This is a genomic window from Phenylobacterium sp. (genome assembly GCF_031984885.1).
Classification (GTDB): Bacteria; Pseudomonadota; Alphaproteobacteria; order Caulobacterales; family Caulobacteraceae; genus Phenylobacterium.
Genome location: NZ_DAMABV010000003.1, coordinates 117,010 through 136,229 on the forward strand (window position 1 = coordinate 117,010; position 19,220 = coordinate 136,229).

The following is a 19,220-nucleotide window of genomic DNA, read 5'->3' on the forward strand; positions in this document are numbered from 1 at the left end:
TTAGGCTGCGATTCGCATGGATATCGCCCTCTACACCCATCGTGAGATGCTCGGCCACAATCCGGGTGAGTGGCACCCGGAGCGGCCGGAGCGGCTGGGCGCCGTGCTGGGGGCGCTGGGCGACAGCGATCTTTCGCTCGATCGCCGCGAGGCGCCGCTGATCGCACGCGCCGACCTGGAGCTCGCCCACCGCGGGGCCTACGTCCAGGCGATCATGGACCATGCGCCCGCCCAGGGCCTGCTGCGGCTCGACGACGACACCTACATGTCGGCCGGCAGCCTGACCGCGGCGCTGCGGGCCGCGGGCGGGGTGGTGCAGGCGGTGCGGGACGTGGCCGCGGGGCGCAGCGAGCGCGCCTTCTGCGCCGTGCGCCCGCCCGGGCACCATGCCGAGCCGGCGCTGCCGATGGGGTTCTGCATCTTCTCCAACGTGGCGCTGGCCGCGCGCGCGGCCCAGTTGGCGGGCCTGCGGCGGGTGGCGGTCGTGGACTTCGACGTCCACCACGGCAACGGCACCCAGGCCGCCGTGGGGGGGCGGGAGGACCTGTTCTTCGCCTCGGTGCAGCAGTGGCCGATGTGGCCCGGCAGCGGCCATCCCTCGGAGGTCGTCCCCGGCAACATCCGCAACGCGGTGGTCCCGCCCGGCGCCTCGCGCGAGGCCTGGCGCAAGGAGTTCGAGGGGCTGCTCGACCACGTCGACGCCTTCGCTCCCGACCTGATCCTGATTTCCGCCGGGTTCGACGCCCACGTCCGCGATCCGATCGGCGATTCCGGCCAGAGCCTGGAGGAGGCGGACTTCGCCTGGGCGACCAGCGCGGTCATGAGCGTGGCCCGGGCGCATAGTCGCGGGCGGGTTGTTTCCTCGCTCGAGGGCGGGTACGACCTGGAGGCTCTAGGCCGATCTGCGCTCGCGCACGTTCAGGCACTTTCGCAGGGGTGAGGGCGAAGGCTGGGTTGCGCGAATCCGGGCCTTTGGATGACATGGCCGACGCTTTGACCGCCGACCTACCGAAATCCGCCGCGGCGCGCCCCGGAGCGATCGTCCTCGCGCGCCACGGCGAGCCCGACATTCACCGCAAGGTGATGCTGAGCGCGCACGGCTATCGCGACTACTGGAGCCGCTACGAACAACTGGGCATCCGGCCGGGGCAGACGCCGCCGGTCGACCTGGTCGAGCAGACCGCCCGGGCCGGGACGATCATCTCGTCGGTGCGCAACCGCTCGATCGAAAGCGCCCTGGCCCTGGCCGCCGGCCGCGAGTTCTCGCGCACGCCGCTGTTCGTCGAGGCGCCGCTGCCGCCGCCGAACTTTCCGGGCTTCGTGCGGATGTCGCCGAAGATCTGGGGCTTCACCGCGCGGTTCTGGTGGTGGTTCTTCAATCACCACGAGGGGCAGGAGACCCGGCGCCAGGCCGAGGCCCGCGCCGACCAGGCCGCCGACCTGATCATCGACCTGGCCGCCGGCGGCGATGACGTGGTGGTCCTGGCCCATGGCTTCTTCAACTTCATGGTCGGGCGCGCCCTGCGCCGGCGCGGATGGCGCCTGACGGCCAATCAGGGCTGGAAGTACTGGTCCACCCGGCGCTACGAGCGGTCCTGACGCCTCTCGGACGTTGCGAGCCGGGGTCCCGGTCACTAACCTGCAAGCTACTCAAGGAATTTCGAATGGCCGACGCCGCTGACATCGACGCGCTCTCCTTCGAGCAGGCCCTGGCCGAGCTGGAACGCATCGTCGGCCAGTTGGAGTCGGGCCAGGCGCCCCTGGAGCAGTCCATCGAGCTCTACGAGCGCGGGGCGCTGCTGAAGGCTCACTGCGAAAAGCGGCTGGAGGCTGCGCGCCTGCGCGTCGAGAAGATCGTGGTCGGGCAGAACGGCCAGGCCGGCGTCGAACCTGCCGAGTTCAACTGACATGGCCCTGGCCAAGCGTGTGGCCGAGGCCGCCGACCTGGTGACGGTGGCGCTCGACGAGCTGCTGCCCCGCGGCGAGGGGCCCGAGCAGCGGCTGACCGAGGCCATGCGCTATGCGGCGCTGGGGCCGGGCAAGCGGCTGCGGCCGTTCTTCGCCATCGAGACCGGCCGGATGTTCGACCTGGACGAACGGCCGGTGCTGCGCGCCGCCTGCGCGCTGGAATGCATCCAGGCCTACAGCCTGATCCACGACGACCTGCCGTGCATGGACGACGACGACGTGCGCCGCGGCCGCCCCACCGTGCACAGGGCCTATGACGAGGCGACCGCCGTGCTGGCGGGCGACGCCCTGCAGACCATCGCCTTCGAGATCCTCGCCGACCCCGACACCCACCACGACGGCGCGGTGCGGGCCGAGATGGTGCTGAAACTGGCCCAGGCCGCGGGGGCGCGCGGCATGTGCGGCGGCCAGATGATCGACATGCTGGGCGTGCGCGACGACCTGGGGGCCGTGGCCCGCATGCAGCGGCTGAAGACCGGCGCGCTGATCGCGGTCTCCTTCGAACTGCCGCTGGTCATGGCCCATGCCGGCGAGGCCGAGCGCCACGCCCTGATGGCCTTCGCCCAGGACATCGGCCTAGCCTATCAGATCGTCGACGATCTGCTGGACGTCGAGGGCGACAGCGCCGTCCTCGGCAAGAAGGCCGGCAAGGACGCCGAGAAGGGCAAGGCCAACTACGTCACCCTGCTGGGCGCCGCGGCGGCGCGCGAACGCCTGGCCCTGCTGGCCGAACAGACCAAATCGCACCTGGACCCGTTCGGTCCGCAGGCCGATTTCCTGCGGGCCAGCGTCGATTTCGTGCTAGATCGCCGGAACTAGATCGAGAACGACAACAATATGCCGCCAGTCACGCCCCTGCTCGACAAGGTTTCGTATCCCCGCGACATGCGCGGTTTCAGTGCGCCTGAACTGCGCCAACTGGCCGACGAGCTCCGGGCGGAGATGATCGACGTGGTTTCGCAGACCGGCGGCCACTTCGGCGCGGGCCTGGGCGTCGTCGAACTCACGGTCGCGCTGCATCACGTCTATGAGACGCCGGACGACATCCTGATCTGGGACGTCGGCCACCAGACCTATCCGCACAAGATCCTGACCGGCCGCCGCGACCGCATCCGCACCCTGCGCCAGGGCGGCGGGCTGTCGGGTTTCACCAAGCGCAGCGAGAGCGAATACGACCCGTTCGGCGCCGCCCACGCGGCCACCTCGATCTCGGCCGCCCTCGGCTTCGCCGCGGCGCGCGACGCGGCCGGCAAGGACAACAGCGTGGTGGCGGTGATCGGCGACGGCTCGATGAGCGCGGGCATGGCCTACGAGGCGATGAACAGCGCCTGCCACACCACCACCGGCCAACTGACCGTCATCCTCAACGACAACGACATGTCCATCGCCCCGCCGGTCGGCGGGATGAGCGCCTACCTGGCCCGCGTGGTCTCCGGCGGCGGCTACCAGTCGCTGCGCAACCTCGGCAAGTCGGTCGCCAAGGTGCTGCCCAAGCCGCTGCAGGAGGCGGCCCGCAAGGCCGAGGAGTACGCCCGCGGCATGGTCACCGGCGGCACCCTCTTCGAGGAGCTGGGCTTCTACTATGTCGGGCCGATCGACGGCCACGACCTGGACGCGCTGGTCCCGGTGCTGAAGAACGTCCGCGAGATCAAGGACAAGCCGGTCCTGGTCCACGTCGTCACCCAGAAGGGCAAGGGCTACGCCCCGGCCGAGAGCGCCGCCGACAAGCTGCACGCGGTGGCCAAGTTCGACGTCATCACCGGCCAGCAGGCCAAGAGCCAGCCGGCCGCGCCGACCTACACCAAGGTCTTCGCCCAGGAGCTGATCAAGCGGGCCGAGCTGGACCCGAAGATCGTCGCCATCACCGCGGCCATGGATTCCGGCACGGGCCTGGACCTGTTCGCCAAGCGCTTCCCGGACCGCATGTTCGACGTCGGCATCGCCGAGCAGCATGCGGTGACCTTCGCCGCCGGCCTGGCGGCGGACGGCATGAAGCCGTTCTGCGCGATCTATTCGACCTTCCTGCAACGCGGCTACGACCAGGTCGTCCACGACGTGGCGATCCAGGGGCTGCCGGTGCGCTTCGCCATGGACCGGGCGGGGCTGGTCGGCGCCGACGGGGCCACCCACGCCGGCTCGTTCGACATCGGCTTCATGGGCGCGCTGCCCGGCATGGTGCTGATGGCCGCCGCCGACGAGGCCGAGCTGGCCGCCATGGTCGCCACCGCCACGGCCATCGACGACCGCCCCTCGGCCTTCCGCTATCCGCGCGGCGAGGGCGTCGGCGTCGCCATCCCCGACCTCGCCGAGCCGCTGGAGATCGGCAAGGGCCGGATCGTGCGCGAAGGCTCGGCCGTGGCCATCCTGTCGTTCGGCACGCGCCTCGCCGAAAGCCTGAAGGCGGCCGACCTGCTGGCCGCGCGGGGGCTGTCGGCCACCGTCGCCGACGCGCGGTTCGCCAAGCCGCTGGACATCGACCTGATCCTGAACCTGGCCCGCAACCACGAGGCGCTGGTCACGGTCGAGGAGGGCGCCATGGGCGGCTTCGGGGCCTTCGTGCTGCAGGCCCTGGCCCGGCACGGCGCGCTCGACCGCGGCCTGAAGGTGCGGACCCTGACCCTGCCGGACATCTTCCAGGACCAGGACAAGCCCGAGGCGATGTACGCCCAGGCCGGGCTGGACGCCGAGGGCGTCGTCGCCGGCGCGCTGTCGGCCCTGGGCGTGGACAACGTCTCGGCGGCGGGACGCCGGGCCTAAAGCCCTACTTGCAGACGCTGAGGAACTTGCGCACCGCGCCCTTCGGCGCTGGCGGCGGCTGCACGGTCTCGCCCGCGGCGGTCAGGCTGATGACCCCGGTCTTGCGGAAGGCGGCGGCCAGCGGCGCGCGGGTCGAGAACTCGGTCAGCACCAGCGTGCCGTCGGTGATGTCGTTGGGGTGGCCCTGCCCGCGCAGGGTCAGCGAGGCGCCCTCGGAAGCCACGGACACGCTCATCGGCCAGGGTGCGCGCACGCCGGCCTGGTCGACCCAGGTCTGGCCCACGCGCTCGACGCCCAGGCGCCTGGAGATGTCGGCGCTGACCTTCACCTGGCCCGAGCCGCGTGCGCAGGTGAAGGCGATCGGCTGGTCGTCGGTGTCGGGCCGGCCATAGCGCAGCGCGGCCTCGGCGTCCTTCGGCGTCTCGACGGTCCAGGTCGGGGCCTGCGCGCCGGCGGCGCTGGCGGTGGCGGCGAAGAGGGCGAACGCGAGGACGGCGGCGGACTTCATCTGCTCAAGCTAGCATCGGCCCGCGCGCGTCTCCACCGTCAGAACGGCTGGAAGCGTTCGACCAGCGACTGTCCGGCCGGCGTCTTCTGCACGCGGCTGATGTCGCCGCGGCCGCCGTAGCTGATCCGCGCCTCGGCGATCTGGGTGTGCCTGATGGTGTTGGCCGAGGAGATGTCCTCCGGCCGCACGATGCCGGCGACGGTCAGTTGGCGCAGTTCGGCGTTGGTGCGCACCTCCTGGGTGCCCTGGATCACCATGTTGCCGTTGGGCAGGATGTTGGTGACCACCGCGGCGATGGTCAGCGAGATCTTCTCCGAGCGCGTCACCGCGCCCGACCCGGCGTTGCTCGAGGCCGAGTTGGTGTTGATCATGTTGGACGGGTCGTAGCCGCCCGGGAAAATCTTGCCGAGGCTCGACTCCAGCCCGAAGAAGTTGTCGACGCCGGCCTGCATGCCGGCCTTGCGGCTGCTGGTCGAGGCGTTGCGGGTCTGGGCGCTGTCGTCGATGTCGATCTGCACCGTCAGGATGTCGCCGACGCGGTTGGCGCGCTGGTCGATGAAGAAGGCGCGCGCGCCGGTCCGCCACAGCGAGTTGGCCGAGGCCGCCTGGGGCGCAGGCTCGCGGGCCGAGACGAAGGTCGGCTGGTCGCGGGCGACCAGCGAGGCCGGATAGCCGATCGGGGCCAGTTCGGGGCCGCGCACCGCCTCGGTGACGGTCGAGCAGGCGGCCAGCGGGGCCAGGGCGAGGACGGCGAGGACGGAGAGGCGCATGGGCGTGATCCTTAGCGGAGCGCGTACTGGGTGCGGGGAAGGGCCTTGAGCTGGTCGGCGGCGGGCCCGACCACGGCCTGGCCAGGACCGCTGGCGACGGCCTGGATGATCTTCTTGGAGGTGATGTTCTGGACGGCCAGGGTGTCGCCCAGGCCGGCGGCCGACATCGCCTTGCCCTGCAGGACCAGGGAGATGCCGCCGTCCTCGTAGGTCACGGTGATCAGGTCGCCGGCCTTGATGACCTGCGGGGCCGAGACGTCGCGGGCCGACACCGCCGCGCCGGCGCGCAAGGGACGCCTGGCGGCCAGGCCGATGATCGCCTCGGCGTCGTTGGGCGCGTCGGAGGGGGCCGCGGCGGCCTGGCCCCAGACCAGGTCCTGCGGCTGCACGACCTCGCCGGCCGACAGGCTGCGCGCGTAGGTCAGCACCTCGACATTGCCGCGGGCGGCGACGGCGGTCGTGGCCATGCCCGGCCCGCTCGCCCCGCCGCGCACGACGATCCGGCGGAAGCCCTCGGCGTTGGCCCAGTCCAGGCCGGCCCGGCGGGCGATGCCCTGCACGGCCGCGGCGTCGAGCACCGCAGAGGCTCCCGGCTTGGCCGCGACGGCGACCTTGCCGGCCGCGCCGGCGCCTTCGAACAGGTCCGAGAGGGTGATGATCCCGTCGGTGTCGACAGGGTCGGCCTTCAGCATCACCGGCTGCCCGGCCAGGGCCGGGGCGGCGAGGAGGACTGCGGCGGCGGCGATCAGCAGGCGCTTCATGATCAGGACCGGATGTTGCTGGCGGTGCGCAGCATTTCGTCGGCCGAGGTGATGACCTTCGAGTTCATCTCATACGCCCGCTGGGCGACGATGAGGGCGGTGATCTCGGTGACGGCGTCGACGTTCGAGGCCTCGGTGTAGCCCTGGTTGATCACCCCGATGCCGTCGACGCCGGGAATGCCCACCGTCGGCGGTCCCGAGGCGGCGCTCTCCTTCAGCAGGTTGTCGCCGATGGCGTCGAGGCCGGCCTCGTTGACGAAGGTCGCCAGCTCCAGGTTGCCGATCACGTCCTGGGCGGTCTGGCCGGCGCGGATCGCCTGCACCTGGCCGCTCTTGGAGATCGAGATGTCGGTGGCGTCCTGGGGAATGGTGATCGCCGGCTCGATCAGATAGCCGTCCTCGGTGACGAGCTGGCCCTGGTCGTTGGGCGAGAAGTTGCCGGCGCGGGTGTAGGCGATCTCGCCGCTGGGCATCATCACCTGGAAGTAGCCGCGGCCGGAGATGGCCATGTCGAACTTGCCGCCGGTGGCGGTCATGTTGCCCTGCTGGGTGATGCGGTAGACCGAGCCGGTCTTCACCCCGCCGCCGACCTGCACGCCGGTCGGCACCACCGTGCCCTGGTCGGACGACTGCGCGCCGGCCCGCTCGATGGTCTGGTAGAGCAGGTCCTGGAACTCCGCCCGCTGCTTCTTGAAGCCGACGGTGTTCATGTTGGCGATGTTGTTCGAGATGACCTCGACGTTCAGCTGCTGGGCGGCCATGCCGGTCGCGGCGGTGCGGAGCGCTTGCATCGACTAGACTTTCCTTAGTTCAGCTTGCCCATCCGCTCGATCGAGCGGCGGGAGAGTTCGGCGTTGGCGTCCATCATCTTGGCCATGGACTCATAGGCGCGGGTGACCTCGATCATCCGGGTGATCTCGGCGATCGGCTTGACGTTGGAGCCTTCCAGCATCCCCTGCTGGATCACCGATTCCGTCGCCGCCTGCGGCTGGGCGTTGGAGCTGTTGCGGTAGCGGTTCTCGCCGACCTTCTCGAGCACCGACAGCTCCTCGAACCGGGCCAGGCCGATCTTGCCCAGGCGCTCATCGCCCTGGCTGACCGTGCCGTCCTTGGCGATGGTCACGGGGCCCAGCTTCGGGTCGATGGCGATGTCGCCGCCGCCTTCGTCCAGCAGGGCCGCGCCGTCCTCGGTGACCAGGCGGCCGGCTTCGTCCATGTGGAAGCGCCCGTCGCGGGTGTACTGCTCGCCCTCGCCGGTGCGGACCCGGAAGAACCCCTCGCCCTGGATGCCGAGGTCGAAGGTCGCGCCGGTGGCGCGCAGCACCCCCTGGCCGAAGTCGCGCCCGACGCTGCGGTCGATCACGAACTTCACCGGGCGCGGCGCGCCGGCGGTGTGGGCCGGGGCCATCGGCTCGGTCTCGACCATGAGGCTTTCGACCTTGAAGCCGGTCGTGTCCATGTTCGCGATGTTGTTGGCTACGATGTCCAGCTCGCGGCGCAGGGTCATCTGGCGCGAGAGTCCGACGTAGAGGGCGTTGTCCATGGCGAAGGCTTAACCTGCGGCGTTTTCGTCGCTGGTCTGGCTGCAAGGATCGGGCCAGTCCAAAAACCCAATGAAAACAGCAGGAAATAAAGTTAACGGCGACCGGTCGGCGGAAATTGCCCGGCACGAAAATCGCGCCCGTTAACACACGTTAAAAACTTGTCCTTAACCATGCCTGGGCCATGAGACGGGGTAAGATTCTAAGGAGCGCGCGCGCGTGGCCAAGGACAAGGTGAAAGAGGCCCCCGCAGGCGACGCCGAAGGCGAAGACGGCGGGGGGGCTCCCGCCAAGAAGAAGTTCACCCCGAAGATGATGATCATCGCCGGGGTCGCGGCCGTGCTCGTGCTCGGCGGCGGCGGGACCGGCGCCTTCTTCCTGCTCAAGCCCAAGCCCGACGCCGCCGCGGCCGGCAAGGTCGAGAAGAAGGAAAAGAAGGGCGACAAGAAGGGCGAGGGCGACAAGCCGGTCGGCCAGGTCCGCACCGGGCCGGACGGCATCCTGTTCTACACGATGCCCAGCGTGGTCGTGAACATGCAGACCGCCGAGGGCCGTTCGACCTTCCTGAAGCTGAAACTGACCCTGGAGGTCCCCGACCAGGCGACGGTCGCCCAGCTTGAGCCGAACATGCCCAGGCTCCAGGACATGTTCCAGACCTTCCTGCGCGAACTGCGCCCCGAGGACCTGCAGGGCAGCCAGGGATCCTACCAGTTGCGCATGGAGATCCAGCGGCGGGTCAACCTGGTCATCGCCCCCTCCAAGGTGAACGCGGTCCTGATCGAGGAGATGCTGATCAACTAGGGCCCTCCCTGGTTGGCGCGCGACCCATGGAAGACGAAGAACCCCAGATCATCGGCGGGATGCAGGGCGGGATAAACCCCGACGACCCGGCCACCTGGCAGAACCCCGACGAGAAGGTCGAGGGGCTGCTGGGCGCCGAGCGCATCCTCAACCAGGACGAGATCGACAGCTTGCTGGGCTTCGACCTCTCCGACGAGGAGGCGGCCGAGCGCTCGGGCATCCGCGCGATCATCAACTCGGCGCTGGTCTCCTACGAACGCCTGCCGATGCTGGAGATCGTCTTCGACCGCCTGGTGCGGTTGATGACCACCTCCCTGCGGAACTTCACCTCGGACAACGTCGAGGTCAGCCTCGACAACATCTCGTCGATCCGCTTCGGCGACTACCTGAACTCGATCCCGCTGCCGGCCATCCTCTCGGTGTTCAAGGCCGAGGAGCTGGAGAACTACGGCCTGCTGACGGTCGATTCCAACCTGATCTACTCGATCGTCGACGTGCTGCTGGGCGGGCGCCGCGGCACCGCGGCCATGCGCATCGAGGGCCGCCCCTACACCACCATCGAGCGGGTGTTGGTCCAGCGGATGGTCGAGGTGGTGCTGGCCGACGCCCGCGCCGCGTTCGAGCCGCTGACCCCGGTGACCTTCACCCTCGACCGGCTGGAGACCAATCCGCGCTTCGCCGCCATCGCCCGGCCGGCCAACGCCGCCATCCTGGTCAAGCTGCGCATCGACATGGAAGACCGCGGCGGCCGCATCGAGCTGCTGCTGCCCTATGCGACGCTGGAACCGATCCGCAAGATGCTGCTGCAGCAGTTCATGGGCGAGAAGTTCGGCCGCGACAACATATGGGAAAGCCACCTGGCGACCGAGCTCTGGACCACCCAGCTCGACGTCCGCGCGGTGCTGGACGAGCAGCAGTTGCCGCTGCGCGACGTCCTCGACCTGAAGGTCGGCGACACCCTGATGCTGAACGCCACCCCCGACAGCCAGGTCGAACTGCGCGCCGGGGCGATCCCGCTGACCCGCGGGCGCATGGGCCGGCGCAACCACCACATCGCCGTGCGCGTCGACAGCCCGCTGTCGCCGCACGCCAAGAAAGCCATTTCGAGGTTCAAATGAGCGCTGTCGCCATCGGTCTGAACCTGATGCTCGCGGGCCTGCTGGCCGCGGCGCTGATGATGGGCTACCGCCTGAACGCGCGGCTGAAGGCCCTGCGCGACAGCCACGAAGGCTTCGCCCGGGCGGTCGCCGAACTGGACGCCGCCGCCGCCCGCGCCGAGCAGGGCCTGGCCGACCTGCGCGCGGCCACCGACGAGGCGCACGACGCCCTGGCCGACCGCATCGAGAAGGCCCGCGCCCTGACCGTCAAGCTCGATCGCCAGCTCCAGAACGCGCCGCAATCGGCGACGCCCGCGCCGCGCCGCGCCGAGCCGGTGTCCGAGACCGACGTGGAGCGGGTCACCCATCGGCTGGGCGCGCTGCTCTCGGCCTCGCGCGATCGCCGCCCCGAACGCGACCTGGCCGGGCGGGAGCCCGAACCGGCCCGGCGCGGGGCGGCCCCGGCCGGCCGGCCGGCCCTCGACGACGACCTCTTCGACCAGCCCGCCGAGCGTCGCCCGACGCTGGGCGCGCGCCTGGGAGCCCGCCGATGAAGAACATGCCCCGCATCCTGCCGCTGATCGGCGTCGCCATGGTCGGCGTCCTGGGCGTCAACGCCCTGTCCGGCGCGCAGACCCTGCCCGACCTGGTGTCCGGCGCCCGCGCCTTCGCCGAGGAAGCCGTCAAGGGCGCCGCGCCCGCGGCCAAGGGCCAGGCCAAGGCCGCCGCCGGCGAGGCCAAGGACGCCGCCGCCACGGTCCCGAACCTGCCGGCGCCGGCCAAGCCCGCAGCCGTCTGCGCCCCGACCGCCGCCGAACTGGCCAAGGAGGCCGGGCTCTCCCCGGCCGAACTCCAGGTGCTGCAGAGCCTGGGCGCGCGGCGCGGCCAGCTCGACAAGCGCGAGCAGGACCTCGACGTCCAGCTCGCCCTGATGGCCGCCGCCGAAGCCAAGCTCGACGCCAAGATCCAGGCGCTGAACGGCATGAAGGGCGACATCGCCAAGCTGATGGTCGACGCCGACGCCAAGGAGCAGGCCGAGATCGACCGCCTGGTGAAGGTGTTCGAGCTGATGAAGCCCAAGGACGCGGCCCCGCGCATGGTGCTGCTCGCCGACGACGTGCGCCTGCCGGTCGCGGCGAAGATGAAGGAGCGGGCGCTCTCGCCGATCATCGCCAACATGCCGCCGGCCGAGGCCAAGAAGCTGACCGAGGCCCTGGCCGGGCGCTTCGCCGAGGTCCGCAAGGTCGCCGCCGCGGCCCAGGCCGCCGCCGGCCCGCTGCCCGCCGCCCCGGCTGCCGCGCCAGCGACCGCCGCGCCGCCCGCCAAGGCCGGATAGCCCATGGACCTTCGCCAGGCCCTGCGGTCGAGCGTTGCGGCGATCACCATCGCCAGCATCGCCGCGCCTACAGGTCTGGCCGCCCAGACCACAGGGGGGCAGAGCGCCCAGCGCGCCGGCGCCCAGGTCCGGGTCGCGCAGGCCAAGGACTTCTCGCGCATCGAGCTGGGCGGCCGCGCCGTCGCCCGCCGCGACGGCCAGACCCTGACCCTGCAACTGGCGCGCGGCGCCAATCCCGACATCAGCCGCCTGCGGGTCTCGCCGCCGCGCTGGCTGAAGGCCGCCGAACTGCGCCAGGGGCCTGGCGGCGCCGCCCTGGTCCTGACCCTGGCCGACAACGCCGACGCGCGGGTCGGCTCGGCCGACGGGGCCACCTACGTCAACCTGTTCGAGAAGCCGCCCGCGCCGCCGGCCCCGGCCGCCGCGACCGCCGAGGCCGCGCCGCCGCCCGCCCCGCCGCGCGCCAACCCGGTCCCGGCCGGCGGCGTGGTGCGCATGGCGACCAAGGTCGGCGCCGGCCAGGTGCAACTGAGCTTTCCCTGGGCCAACCCGGCCGGCGCGTCGGTCTTCCGCCGCGGCGGCGCGGTCTGGGTGGTGTTCGACGCCCCGGCGACGCTGGACGTCGCGGCCGCCCCGCGCGGGCTGCGCCAGATGGCCGGGGTCACCGCCTATCGCGGCGCGGATTATGCCGCCGTGCGCATCGACTCGCCGTCCAGCACGCCGTTCTTCGCCTCGGCCCAGGGCGCGACCTGGACGGTGATCCTCGGCCCCGGCGCCCAGGTCGAGCCGCCGGCCCAGATCCGGGTCGTCCGCGATCAGGCGCGTGGTCCCGCGGGCCTGAAGGCCGCGGTCTCCGGCGCCACCAGGGTCGTGCGGGTGGCGGACCCGGTGGTCGGCGACACGCTGTCGGTGGTGACCGCGCTCGGCCCGGCCAAGGGCCTGCCGTCGCGCCGCGAGTTCGTGCAGATGGCGCTGCTGCCCTCGGCCCAGGGGCTGGCGGCGGAATCCTATATCGACGACCTGGCGATGAGCCACGAAGGCGACCTGGTCCAGATCGGCCGGCCCGCCGGGCTGACGCTGTCGGCCGCCTCGACCGCCGTGGCCCGGGCCGAAGCGACTTTGGGCGCGCCGCAGCCGGCCAGCCTGCCGGGGCTGATCGACTACGAGAACTGGCCCAAGACCGGGTCGGGCGGGTTCCTCTCGCGCTACAACGCGCTGCTCTCGGCCGCCAACGAGGAGGCCGCGATTGGCCGCGACGCTCCCGTCGCCGCCCGCATGGCCCTGGCCCGGTTCCTGGTCGGCTCGGAGCTCTCCTTCGAAGCCATCGGCGTGCTCAACGACGCCGCCCGCCGCAATCCGTCGGTGATGGAGGATCCGGAGTTCCGCGGCCTGCGCGGGATCGCCCGGGTGATGGCCCGCCGCTACAAGGAGGCGCAGGCCGACTTCTCGGCGCCGATCCTGGCCGACGATCCCTCGATTTCGCTCTGGCGCGCCTATGTCGGCGCGCAACTGGCCCAATGGCCGGAGGCGCGCAGCCAGTTCGGGGCCGGGGCCGAGGCCTTCAACCAGTTCTCGCCGGTCTGGAAGGCGCGCTTCGCCCGCTCGGACGCGCTGGCCGCCCTGGCGCTCGGCGACGTGAACGGGGCCGACGCGCGCATCAAGCTGGCGCTGATGGACAAGACCGACCCCATGGAGGAGCTGGCCACCCGCCTGGTCCAGGCCCGGGTGGTCGAGGCCTTGGGATACAAGGACCGGGCGCTGCGCATCTACGCCGCCGTGGCCGGGGCGCCGTCCGAGGCCCTGGCCGCGCCGGCGACCCTGCACGCCACCCAGATCCGGCTGGAGACCGGCAAGATCACGCCCGTCCAGGCGGCCAACGTCTATGCGGGGCTGCGCTATCGCTGGCGCGGCGACGCCACCGAACTCGAGACCATCCGTGCGCTCGGCCACCTCTATCTCGGCCAGGGCCGCTATCGCGAGGCGCTGGAGGCGCTGCGCGGCGCCGGCTCGCGCCTGCCCAACCTGCCCGAGGCGCTGCAACTGCAGGCCGACCTGGCCGCGGCGTTCCGCGCCCTGTTCCTGGACGGCGCGGCCGACGGCCTGGAGCCGGTCCAGGCCCTGGCGATGTTCTACGACTTCCGCGAACTGACCCCGCTGGGCGCCGACGGCGACCTGATGGTGCGCCGGCTGGTCCGCCGCCTGGTCGACGTCGACCTGCTGGACCAGGCCGCCGAGCTGCTGAAGTACCAGGCCGAGAACCGCCTGGACGGCGTGCCGCGGGCCCAGGTCTCCACCGACCTGGCGCTGATCTATCTGATGGACCGCCGGCCCGAGCAGGCCTTGCAGGCGATCAACGCCTCGCGCACCACCGTCCTGCCGACCGCGCTGAACGCCGAGCGCCGCCTGGTCGAGGCGCGCGCCCTGATGGGGCTGGGCCGCTACGAGCATGGGCTGGAGCTGCTGGAGCGCGACACCAGCCGCGACGCCCAGGACGCGCGCGGCGAGATCTACTGGAAGCAGAAGAACTGGGCGGCCGCCGCCTCGATCTTCGAAAAGAGCCTGGGCGAGCGCTGGAAGCAGCCCGGCCCGCTCGGCGCCGAGGAAGAGGGCAAGCTGCTGCGCGCAGGCGTGGCCTACAGCCTGGCCGGCGACGACGCCTCGCTGGCGCGCCTCCAGCAGCGCTACGACGGCTTCTACGATCAGGCCCGCAATCCCGAGGCGCTGCGCGTGGCCCTGACCGGCGTGCAGACCGGCCAGCTCCGCGTCAGCGACTTCGGCCGCGCCACCGCCGACAACGAGGCCTTCGCCGGCTGGGTGGCCAAGATGAAGGTGAAGTTCCGCGAGAAGCCCGCCCCGCTCGGGCCGCCGACCCCGGCCAAGCAGGCCGCCGCGGCTACCGCCTCGCAGGGCTGAACACGCAGGGCGGGCCTAGCCGCCGCCCGCGCCGCGCTGGAAGCTCTCGACCAGGCTGCCGGCGACCAGCCGCCAGCCGTCGACCAGCACGAAGAAGATCAGCTTGAAGGGCAGGGACACCACCACCGGCGGCAGCATCATCATACCCATGCTCATCAGCACGCTGGCCACCACCAGGTCGATGACCAGGAAGGGGATGAACAGCAGGAAGCCGATCTCGAACGCCCGCTTGAGTTCGGAGATCATGAACGCCGGAGTGACCACGCTCAGCGGCGTCTCGAGCGCAGTGGCCGGGCGCGGGGTCTTCGAGAGGCGGAGGAACAGGGCCAGGTCGTCCTGGTCGACCTGGCTGAGCATGAAAGTCTTCACCGGCGCGGCGCTGGCGTCGAAGGCGGCCGGCAGCTCCATCTGCTGATCCATCAGCGGCTTGATGCCCTCGTCGTAGGACTTCTGGAAGGTCGGGCCCATGACGATGGCGGTCAGGAACAGGGCCAGGCTGATGATCACCGCGTTGGGCGGGCTCTGCTGCAGGCCCAGCGCCGTGCGCAGCAGGCCCAGCACCACGACGATCCGCACGAACGACGTGGTCATGATCACGATCGAGGGGGCCAGCGACAGGACGGTCAGCAGGCCGACCATCTGCACGACCCGCTCCGACAGTCCGGCGCCGCTGCCGAGGTCGATGTTGATCGCCTGGGCCGCCGCCGCGGCGGGGAAGATCATGGCCGCGAGCGTCGCCAGCGCCGACAGCCCGGCCGCGCGCCGCCAGTCATCGGCGCGTAGATGGAAGAGGGCGGCGAAAACCTTACGCATCGGCGGTGATCTTTGGCTTGCGGGCGGGCTTGGCGGCGGCGGGCAGGACCTGGCCCTCGCCGAGCAGCAGGAGCCTCTCCTCGCCGTCGAACGAGACCACGACCAGGCGCCGCGCGGGGTCCAGCACCAGGGTTTCGACCACCTTCAGGCGGCGGTCGGCCTTGGCCTTGGCCAGCCGCGCGACGGCGTCGGGCCCGAAGCGCCTCAGGGCCACGGCCGCCAGGCCGACGAGCCCCAGGGTCAGCGCCAGGGCGAAGACGGCGCGGAGGAAATCAGCCAGGTCCATCGGGATGTTCGAAAGGGGCGGGGCGCGACTCGTGCGCTGTCCCTCCCCGTGTGCGCCGCAGGGTCTTAAGGCCCGGTTAACCCTGTTTGTTCACCATCTTCAGCCATGAACCTGAACGAGATTCCGCTGTTCGCGATGCTCAAGGGGCGCTTCTCGCACCTCAACGAGCGCCAGCGCCTGATCTCGCAGAACGTCGCCAATTCCGACACGCCGGGCTACACGCCCAACGATCTCAAGGCCTACAGCTTCCAGGCCCAGGTGAAGGCCGCGCAGGGCGTGTCCGGCGTCTCGGCCGCGGCCGGCCCGGCGGTGACCCAGCCGGGGCACATGACCCCGGCCTCGCAGCACCGCAGCCCCTACAAGCCGATCAAGGCCAAGGATTCCGAGACCACGCTCGACGGCAACTCCGTCGTGCTCGAGGAGGAGATGCTGAAGATGGCCGAGGCGCGGATGAACTACGACGCGGCCATCGGTTTCTACCAGAAGTCCCTGGGCATGCTGCGGCTCGCCAGCCGCACGCCGAGCCGCGGTTGAGGACCAGCTAGATGGCCGACATCAAACCCATGACCGGCGCGACCCAGATGATCGCGGCCACCGCCCTGCGGGCCCAGCAGGCGCGCATGCGGGTGATCGCCGAGAACATGGCCAACGCCCAGTCGGTGTCGCGCCAGCCGGGCGGCGATCCCTACCGCCGCCAGGTGCCGGTGTTCACGCCCTACAAGACCGACGCCGGCCAGGGGGTGCGCGTCGCCCGCGTCGAGCCGGACCGCAAGGACTTCCGCAGCGTCTACGACCCCAGCCATCCGTCGGCCGACGACAAAGGCTATGTGAAGCTGCCCAACGTCGATCAACTGGTCGAGGCGCTGGACATGAAGGAGGCCCAGCGGGCCTACGAAGCCAACCTCAACGTCATCGAGACGGCGCGCGCCATGGAGCAGCGCACCCTCGACATCCTGAAGAAGTAGGGCGGCCCTAAGCCATGATGACCGCGCTCGCCGCCGCCAAGGCCTACGCCGCGACCCAGAACACCGCGGTGATCAAGCCGCCGTCCGCCGGCCAGGAGGACCAGGGCCTCGACTTCGGCTCCATGGTCAAGTCGGCGATGAACGACGTCGTGCACACCACCCGCAAGGCCGAGGGCCAGATCGCCGCCCAGGTCGCCGGCAAGGCCGAGCTGATCGACGTCGTCACCGCGATTTCGGCCGCCGAAGCCAGCCTGGAGACGGTGATGGCGGTGCGCGACCAGGTGATCAACGCCTACCAGGAAATCATGCGCATGCCGATCTGACCGGGCGCGCGGGGGTTTCCCTTCGACCTGGGCGTGTTACGCCTAGGCCATGCCGGCGATCGAGCTTTCGAACATCGAGAAGCGTTTCGGGGCCCATTCCGCCCTGGCCGGCGTCGATCTGGCGATCGGGCCGGGCGAATTCGTCGCCCTGGTCGGCCCGTCGGGCTCTGGCAAGACCACGCTGCTGAAGACCATCAACGGCCTGGCGAGGCCGGACGCCGGGGCGGTGCGGATCGCGGGCGAGGACGCCGGCGCCGTGCCGGCCCATGTCCTGCGCCGCCGCATCGGCTACGTGTTCCAGGAGGTCGGGCTGTTCCCGCACCTGACGGTGGCCGAGAACATCGCCGTCACGCCGCGCCTGCTGGGCTGGGAGCGCCCGCGGATCGCCGCGCGGACGGCGCAGTTGCTCGACCTCGTGGCCCTGCCGCAGGAGGTCGCCGTCCGCATGCCCTCGGCGCTCTCGGGCGGCCAGCGCCAGCGCGTCGGCGTGGCACGCGCCCTGGCCGCCGAGCCGAAGATCATGCTGATGGACGAGCCCTTCGGCGCCCTCGATCCGCTGACCCGCGACGCGCTGGGCGGCGACTACCGCGCCCTGCACGACAAGCTGGACCTGACCACGGTGATGGTCACCCACGACATGACCGAGGCGGTGCTGCTGGCCGACCGCATCGTGGTGCTGAGCGGCGGCCGGATCGTCGCCGACGGCGCGCCCGCCGCCCTGTTGCGGTCGGACGTCGACCCTGAGGTCCGCGCCCTGCTCGACGCGCCTCGCCGCCAGGCCGAGCGGCTGCGCGAGCGGCTGGGGGCCGGCTCGTGAACGCGCGGATCGCCCAGGCCTTCTCCCTGCTGCCGGACTATCTGGCCTGGCACGTGCTGCTGAGCGCCAGCGCCCTGGTGCTGGGCGTGGTCATCAGCCTGCCGCTGGCGGTCGCCGCCAGCCGCAGCCCGCGGCTGCGCTGGCCGGTCCTGGCCTTCGCCGGCCTGATCCAGACCATTCCCAGCCTGGCGCTGCTGGCGCTGTTCTATCCGCTGCTGCTGGGCCTCTCGGCCGCCAGCCAGGCGGTGCTTGGCAAGGGATTCTCGGCGCTGGGCTTCCTGCCCTCGCTGCTGGCCCTGACGCTCTATTCGATGCTGCCGATCCTGCGCACCGCCACCACCGGCATCCTGGGCGTCGACCCGGCGGTGCGCGAGGCCGCCGACGGCGTCGGCATGACCCCGCGCCAGCGCCTGTTCCAGGTGGAGCTGCCGCTGGCCATGCCGGTGATCATGGCCGGGGTGCGCACCGCCGCGGTCTGGACCATCGGCGCGGCGACGCTCTCGACCCCGGTCGGCCAGACCAGCCTGGGCAACTACATCTTCGCCGGGCTGCAGACCGAGAACTGGGTGTTCGTGCTGTTCGGCTGCGCGGCCTCCGCGGCGCTGGCCATGACCGTCGACCAGTTGCTGGGCCTGATCGAGACCGGCGCGGCCAGGCGCAGGCGCGGCCTGGTGGTCGCCGGCGCGGCGCTGCTGGCGCTCGGGGCGCTGGCGGCGATGAGCCCGCTGGCGGCGATCGGCAAGCCGGCCAGCTACGTGGTCGGCGCCAAGAACTTCTCCGAACAGTACATCCTGGCCGAGCTGATGGCCGAGCGGCTGGAGGCGACCGGCGCCCGCGTCTCGCGCAAGGAGGACCTGGGCTCGGCCGTCGCCTACCGCGCCCTCGCGGCGGGGGAGCTGGACGTCTATGTCGACTATTCGGGCACGCTCTGGACCAATGTCCTCAAGCGCGAGGACAATCCCGGCCGGGAGGCGGTGCTCGCCGAACTGACCGCCGCGCTCAAGGCGCGCGACGGCGTCGTGGTGCTGGGATCGCTGGGTTTCGAGAACGCTTACGCCTTTGCGATGCGGGCCGACCGGGCCAAGGCGCTGGGGATCGCCAGCCTGGCCGACCTGGCCCGCCAGGCGCCGCGCCTGACCCTGGGGTCGGACCTGGAGTTCCTGTCGCGCCCGGAATGGAAGGCGGTCGACGCCGCCTATGGCTTCCGTTTCAAGACCGCGCGCTCGTTCCAGCCGACCTTCATGTACCGGGCCCTGTCGGGGGGCGAGGCGGACGTGATCTCGGCCTTCTCCTCGGACGGGCGCATCGCCGCCGACGGGCTGGTGGTGCTGAGCGATCCGAAGGGCGCGCTGCCGCCCTATGACGCGGTGATTCTCGTTTCGCCCAAGCGGGCCGGGGACGAGCGGCTGCTGTCGGCGCTGCGCCCGCTGGTCGGTTCGATCTCGGTCGAGGCCATGCGCGCGGCCAATTACAGCGTCGATCGCGACCGCGGCAAGCTGACGCCGGCGGAGGCGGCGAGGGGGCTTGAACCGAAGAGGTAGCCCTTCGTTAACCATAAGTAGGC

The 19,220-nt window shown here is 71.1% G+C and carries 22 protein-coding genes; 15 read left to right on the top strand and 7 right to left on the bottom strand.

Annotation, left to right across the window (positions count from 1 at the left end; genetic code table 11):
* The first annotated feature begins 16 nt into the window (after positions 1-16).
* The 5 genes from RTL41_RS06265 to dxs all read left to right on the top strand — a co-directional run bounded on the left by RTL41_RS06265 (position 17) and on the right by dxs (position 4,725).
* The gene (locus RTL41_RS06265) at positions 17-940 is read left to right on the top strand and encodes a histone deacetylase family protein (RefSeq protein WP_312162446.1); all 924 of its coding nucleotides are present in this window, start codon (positions 17-19) and stop codon (positions 938-940) included.
* A 41-nt stretch (positions 941-981) separates the two neighbouring features.
* Complete coding sequence (locus RTL41_RS06270) at positions 982-1,599, top strand: histidine phosphatase family protein (RefSeq protein WP_312162448.1); 618 nt, start codon at positions 982-984, stop codon at positions 1,597-1,599.
* A gap of 65 nt (positions 1,600-1,664) precedes the next feature.
* Positions 1,665-1,907 carry an exodeoxyribonuclease VII small subunit gene (locus tag RTL41_RS06275; RefSeq protein ID WP_312162449.1) on the top strand — a complete coding sequence of 81 codons (243 nt, stop codon included), beginning with the start codon at positions 1,665-1,667 and terminating at the stop codon, positions 1,905-1,907.
* A gap of 1 nt (position 1,908) precedes the next feature.
* The gene (locus RTL41_RS06280; RefSeq protein WP_312162451.1) at positions 1,909-2,787 is read left to right on the top strand and encodes a farnesyl diphosphate synthase; all 879 of its coding nucleotides are present in this window, start codon (positions 1,909-1,911) and stop codon (positions 2,785-2,787) included.
* Between the two features lie 18 nt (positions 2,788-2,805).
* Positions 2,806-4,725: a 1-deoxy-D-xylulose-5-phosphate synthase gene (dxs, locus tag RTL41_RS06285; protein ID WP_312162453.1), complete on the top strand. Its 1,920-nt coding sequence runs from the start codon at positions 2,806-2,808 to the stop codon at positions 4,723-4,725.
* A gap of 4 nt (positions 4,726-4,729) precedes the next feature.
* On the opposite strand, the gene RTL41_RS06290 is transcribed toward dxs, so the two are convergent.
* From RTL41_RS06290 to flgF, 5 genes are read right to left on the bottom strand one after another with little or no spacing between them, the layout of a single operon-like run.
* Positions 4,730-5,233, bottom strand: coding sequence for a hypothetical protein (locus tag RTL41_RS06290; RefSeq protein WP_312162454.1), 504 nt, complete (start codon positions 5,231-5,233; stop codon positions 4,730-4,732).
* Between the two features lie 38 nt (positions 5,234-5,271).
* Positions 5,272-6,003, bottom strand: coding sequence for a flagellar basal body L-ring protein FlgH (gene flgH, locus RTL41_RS06295; protein ID WP_312162456.1), 732 nt, complete (start codon positions 6,001-6,003; stop codon positions 5,272-5,274).
* 11 nt (positions 6,004-6,014) lie between these two features.
* The gene (gene flgA / locus RTL41_RS06300) at positions 6,015-6,764 is read right to left on the bottom strand and encodes a flagellar basal body P-ring formation chaperone FlgA (protein WP_312162459.1); all 750 of its coding nucleotides are present in this window, start codon (positions 6,762-6,764) and stop codon (positions 6,015-6,017) included.
* 2 nt (positions 6,765-6,766) lie between these two features.
* Positions 6,767-7,555 carry a flagellar basal-body rod protein FlgG gene (gene flgG / locus RTL41_RS06305; RefSeq protein WP_312162461.1) on the bottom strand — a complete coding sequence of 263 codons (789 nt, stop codon included), beginning with the start codon at positions 7,553-7,555 and terminating at the stop codon, positions 6,767-6,769.
* A 14-nt stretch (positions 7,556-7,569) separates the two neighbouring features.
* Entirely contained in the window at positions 7,570-8,307 is a 738-nt protein-coding gene (gene flgF, locus RTL41_RS06310; protein WP_312162464.1) for a flagellar basal-body rod protein FlgF, read from the bottom strand.
* Between the two features lie 217 nt (positions 8,308-8,524).
* On the opposite strand from flgF, the gene RTL41_RS06315 reads away from it, so the two are divergent.
* The 5 genes from RTL41_RS06315 to RTL41_RS06335 are packed head-to-tail and all read left to right on the top strand — an operon-like array spanning position 8,525 to position 14,452.
* Positions 8,525-9,106, top strand: coding sequence for a flagellar basal body-associated FliL family protein (locus tag RTL41_RS06315; protein ID WP_312162465.1), 582 nt, complete (start codon positions 8,525-8,527; stop codon positions 9,104-9,106).
* Between the two features lie 26 nt (positions 9,107-9,132).
* Positions 9,133-10,224 carry a flagellar motor switch protein FliM gene (fliM, locus tag RTL41_RS06320; RefSeq protein WP_409418312.1) on the top strand — a complete coding sequence of 364 codons (1,092 nt, stop codon included), beginning with the start codon at positions 9,133-9,135 and terminating at the stop codon, positions 10,222-10,224.
* A complete protein-coding gene (locus RTL41_RS06325; RefSeq protein WP_312162468.1) occupies positions 10,221-10,757 on the top strand; it encodes a DUF6468 domain-containing protein in 537 nt (178 codons plus the stop codon). The genes fliM and RTL41_RS06325 overlap by 4 nt, the downstream gene beginning before the upstream one ends.
* Entirely contained in the window at positions 10,754-11,539 is a 786-nt protein-coding gene (locus RTL41_RS06330; protein ID WP_312162470.1) for a MotE family protein, read from the top strand. The genes RTL41_RS06325 and RTL41_RS06330 overlap by 4 nt, the downstream gene beginning before the upstream one ends.
* 3 nt (positions 11,540-11,542) lie before the next feature.
* Positions 11,543-14,452: an endoglucanase gene (locus tag RTL41_RS06335; protein ID WP_312162471.1), complete on the top strand. Its 2,910-nt coding sequence runs from the start codon at positions 11,543-11,545 to the stop codon at positions 14,450-14,452.
* A gap of 15 nt (positions 14,453-14,467) precedes the next feature.
* On the opposite strand, the gene fliP is transcribed toward RTL41_RS06335, so the two are convergent.
* Both fliP and RTL41_RS06345 read right to left on the bottom strand, forming a co-directional pair.
* Positions 14,468-15,265, bottom strand: a complete 798-nt coding sequence (fliP, locus tag RTL41_RS06340) for a flagellar type III secretion system pore protein FliP (RefSeq protein WP_312162472.1) — start codon at positions 15,263-15,265, stop codon at positions 14,468-14,470.
* Complete coding sequence (locus tag RTL41_RS06345) at positions 15,258-15,551, bottom strand: flagellar biosynthetic protein FliO (protein ID WP_312162474.1); 294 nt, start codon at positions 15,549-15,551, stop codon at positions 15,258-15,260. The genes fliP and RTL41_RS06345 overlap by 8 nt, the downstream gene beginning before the upstream one ends.
* A 105-nt stretch (positions 15,552-15,656) precedes the next feature.
* Between RTL41_RS06345 and flgB the strand changes: the two genes are divergently transcribed.
* The 5 genes from flgB to RTL41_RS06370 are packed head-to-tail and all read left to right on the top strand — an operon-like array spanning position 15,657 to position 19,197.
* Complete coding sequence (flgB, locus tag RTL41_RS06350) at positions 15,657-16,085, top strand: flagellar basal body rod protein FlgB (protein ID WP_312162477.1); 429 nt, start codon at positions 15,657-15,659, stop codon at positions 16,083-16,085.
* An 11-nt stretch (positions 16,086-16,096) separates the two neighbouring features.
* Complete coding sequence (flgC, locus tag RTL41_RS06355; RefSeq protein WP_312162480.1) at positions 16,097-16,516, top strand: flagellar basal body rod protein FlgC; 420 nt, start codon at positions 16,097-16,099, stop codon at positions 16,514-16,516.
* 14 nt (positions 16,517-16,530) lie between these two features.
* Positions 16,531-16,839 (top strand): flagellar hook-basal body complex protein FliE, encoded by a 309-nt coding sequence (fliE, locus tag RTL41_RS06360; RefSeq protein WP_312162483.1) that lies wholly within the window; start codon positions 16,531-16,533, stop codon positions 16,837-16,839.
* Positions 16,840-16,888: 49 nt separating this feature from the next.
* A complete protein-coding gene (locus RTL41_RS06365) occupies positions 16,889-17,656 on the top strand; it encodes an ABC transporter ATP-binding protein (RefSeq protein WP_312162485.1) in 768 nt (255 codons plus the stop codon).
* Positions 17,653-19,197: a glycine betaine ABC transporter substrate-binding protein gene (locus RTL41_RS06370; RefSeq protein WP_312162488.1), complete on the top strand. Its 1,545-nt coding sequence runs from the start codon at positions 17,653-17,655 to the stop codon at positions 19,195-19,197. The genes RTL41_RS06365 and RTL41_RS06370 overlap by 4 nt, the downstream gene beginning before the upstream one ends.
* Positions 19,198-19,220 lie beyond the last annotated feature (23 nt).

What these genes read in the sequence shown, in the direction of transcription:
- RTL41_RS06265 (WP_312162446.1), top strand. Translation starts at nt 17, where the DNA reads ATGGATATCGCCCTCTACACCCATCGTGAGATGCTCGGCCACAATCCG.
- RTL41_RS06270 (WP_312162448.1), top strand. Translation starts at nt 982, where the DNA reads ATGGCCGACGCTTTGACCGCCGACCTACCGAAATCCGCCGCGGCGCGC.
- RTL41_RS06275 (WP_312162449.1), top strand. Translation starts at nt 1,665, where the DNA reads ATGGCCGACGCCGCTGACATCGACGCGCTCTCCTTCGAGCAGGCCCTG.
- RTL41_RS06280 (WP_312162451.1), top strand. Translation starts at nt 1,909, where the DNA reads ATGGCCCTGGCCAAGCGTGTGGCCGAGGCCGCCGACCTGGTGACGGTG.
- dxs (WP_312162453.1), top strand. Translation starts at nt 2,806, where the DNA reads ATGCCGCCAGTCACGCCCCTGCTCGACAAGGTTTCGTATCCCCGCGAC.
- RTL41_RS06290 (WP_312162454.1), bottom strand. Translation starts at nt 5,233, where the DNA reads ATGAAGTCCGCCGCCGTCCTCGCGTTCGCCCTCTTCGCCGCCACCGCC.
- flgH (WP_312162456.1), bottom strand. Translation starts at nt 6,003, where the DNA reads ATGCGCCTCTCCGTCCTCGCCGTCCTCGCCCTGGCCCCGCTGGCCGCC.
- flgA (WP_312162459.1), bottom strand. Translation starts at nt 6,764, where the DNA reads ATGAAGCGCCTGCTGATCGCCGCCGCCGCAGTCCTCCTCGCCGCCCCG.
- flgG (WP_312162461.1), bottom strand. Translation starts at nt 7,555, where the DNA reads ATGCAAGCGCTCCGCACCGCCGCGACCGGCATGGCCGCCCAGCAGCTG.
- flgF (WP_312162464.1), bottom strand. Translation starts at nt 8,307, where the DNA reads ATGGACAACGCCCTCTACGTCGGACTCTCGCGCCAGATGACCCTGCGC.
- fliM (WP_409418312.1), top strand. Translation starts at nt 9,133, where the DNA reads ATGGAAGACGAAGAACCCCAGATCATCGGCGGGATGCAGGGCGGGATA.
- RTL41_RS06325 (WP_312162468.1), top strand. Translation starts at nt 10,221, where the DNA reads ATGAGCGCTGTCGCCATCGGTCTGAACCTGATGCTCGCGGGCCTGCTG.
- RTL41_RS06330 (WP_312162470.1), top strand. Translation starts at nt 10,754, where the DNA reads ATGAAGAACATGCCCCGCATCCTGCCGCTGATCGGCGTCGCCATGGTC.
- RTL41_RS06335 (WP_312162471.1), top strand. Translation starts at nt 11,543, where the DNA reads ATGGACCTTCGCCAGGCCCTGCGGTCGAGCGTTGCGGCGATCACCATC.
- fliP (WP_312162472.1), bottom strand. Translation starts at nt 15,265, where the DNA reads ATGCGTAAGGTTTTCGCCGCCCTCTTCCATCTACGCGCCGATGACTGG.
- RTL41_RS06345 (WP_312162474.1), bottom strand. Translation starts at nt 15,551, where the DNA reads ATGGACCTGGCTGATTTCCTCCGCGCCGTCTTCGCCCTGGCGCTGACC.
- flgB (WP_312162477.1), top strand. Translation starts at nt 15,657, where the DNA reads ATGAACCTGAACGAGATTCCGCTGTTCGCGATGCTCAAGGGGCGCTTC.
- flgC (WP_312162480.1), top strand. Translation starts at nt 16,097, where the DNA reads ATGGCCGACATCAAACCCATGACCGGCGCGACCCAGATGATCGCGGCC.
- fliE (WP_312162483.1), top strand. Translation starts at nt 16,531, where the DNA reads ATGATGACCGCGCTCGCCGCCGCCAAGGCCTACGCCGCGACCCAGAAC.
- RTL41_RS06365 (WP_312162485.1), top strand. Translation starts at nt 16,889, where the DNA reads ATGCCGGCGATCGAGCTTTCGAACATCGAGAAGCGTTTCGGGGCCCAT.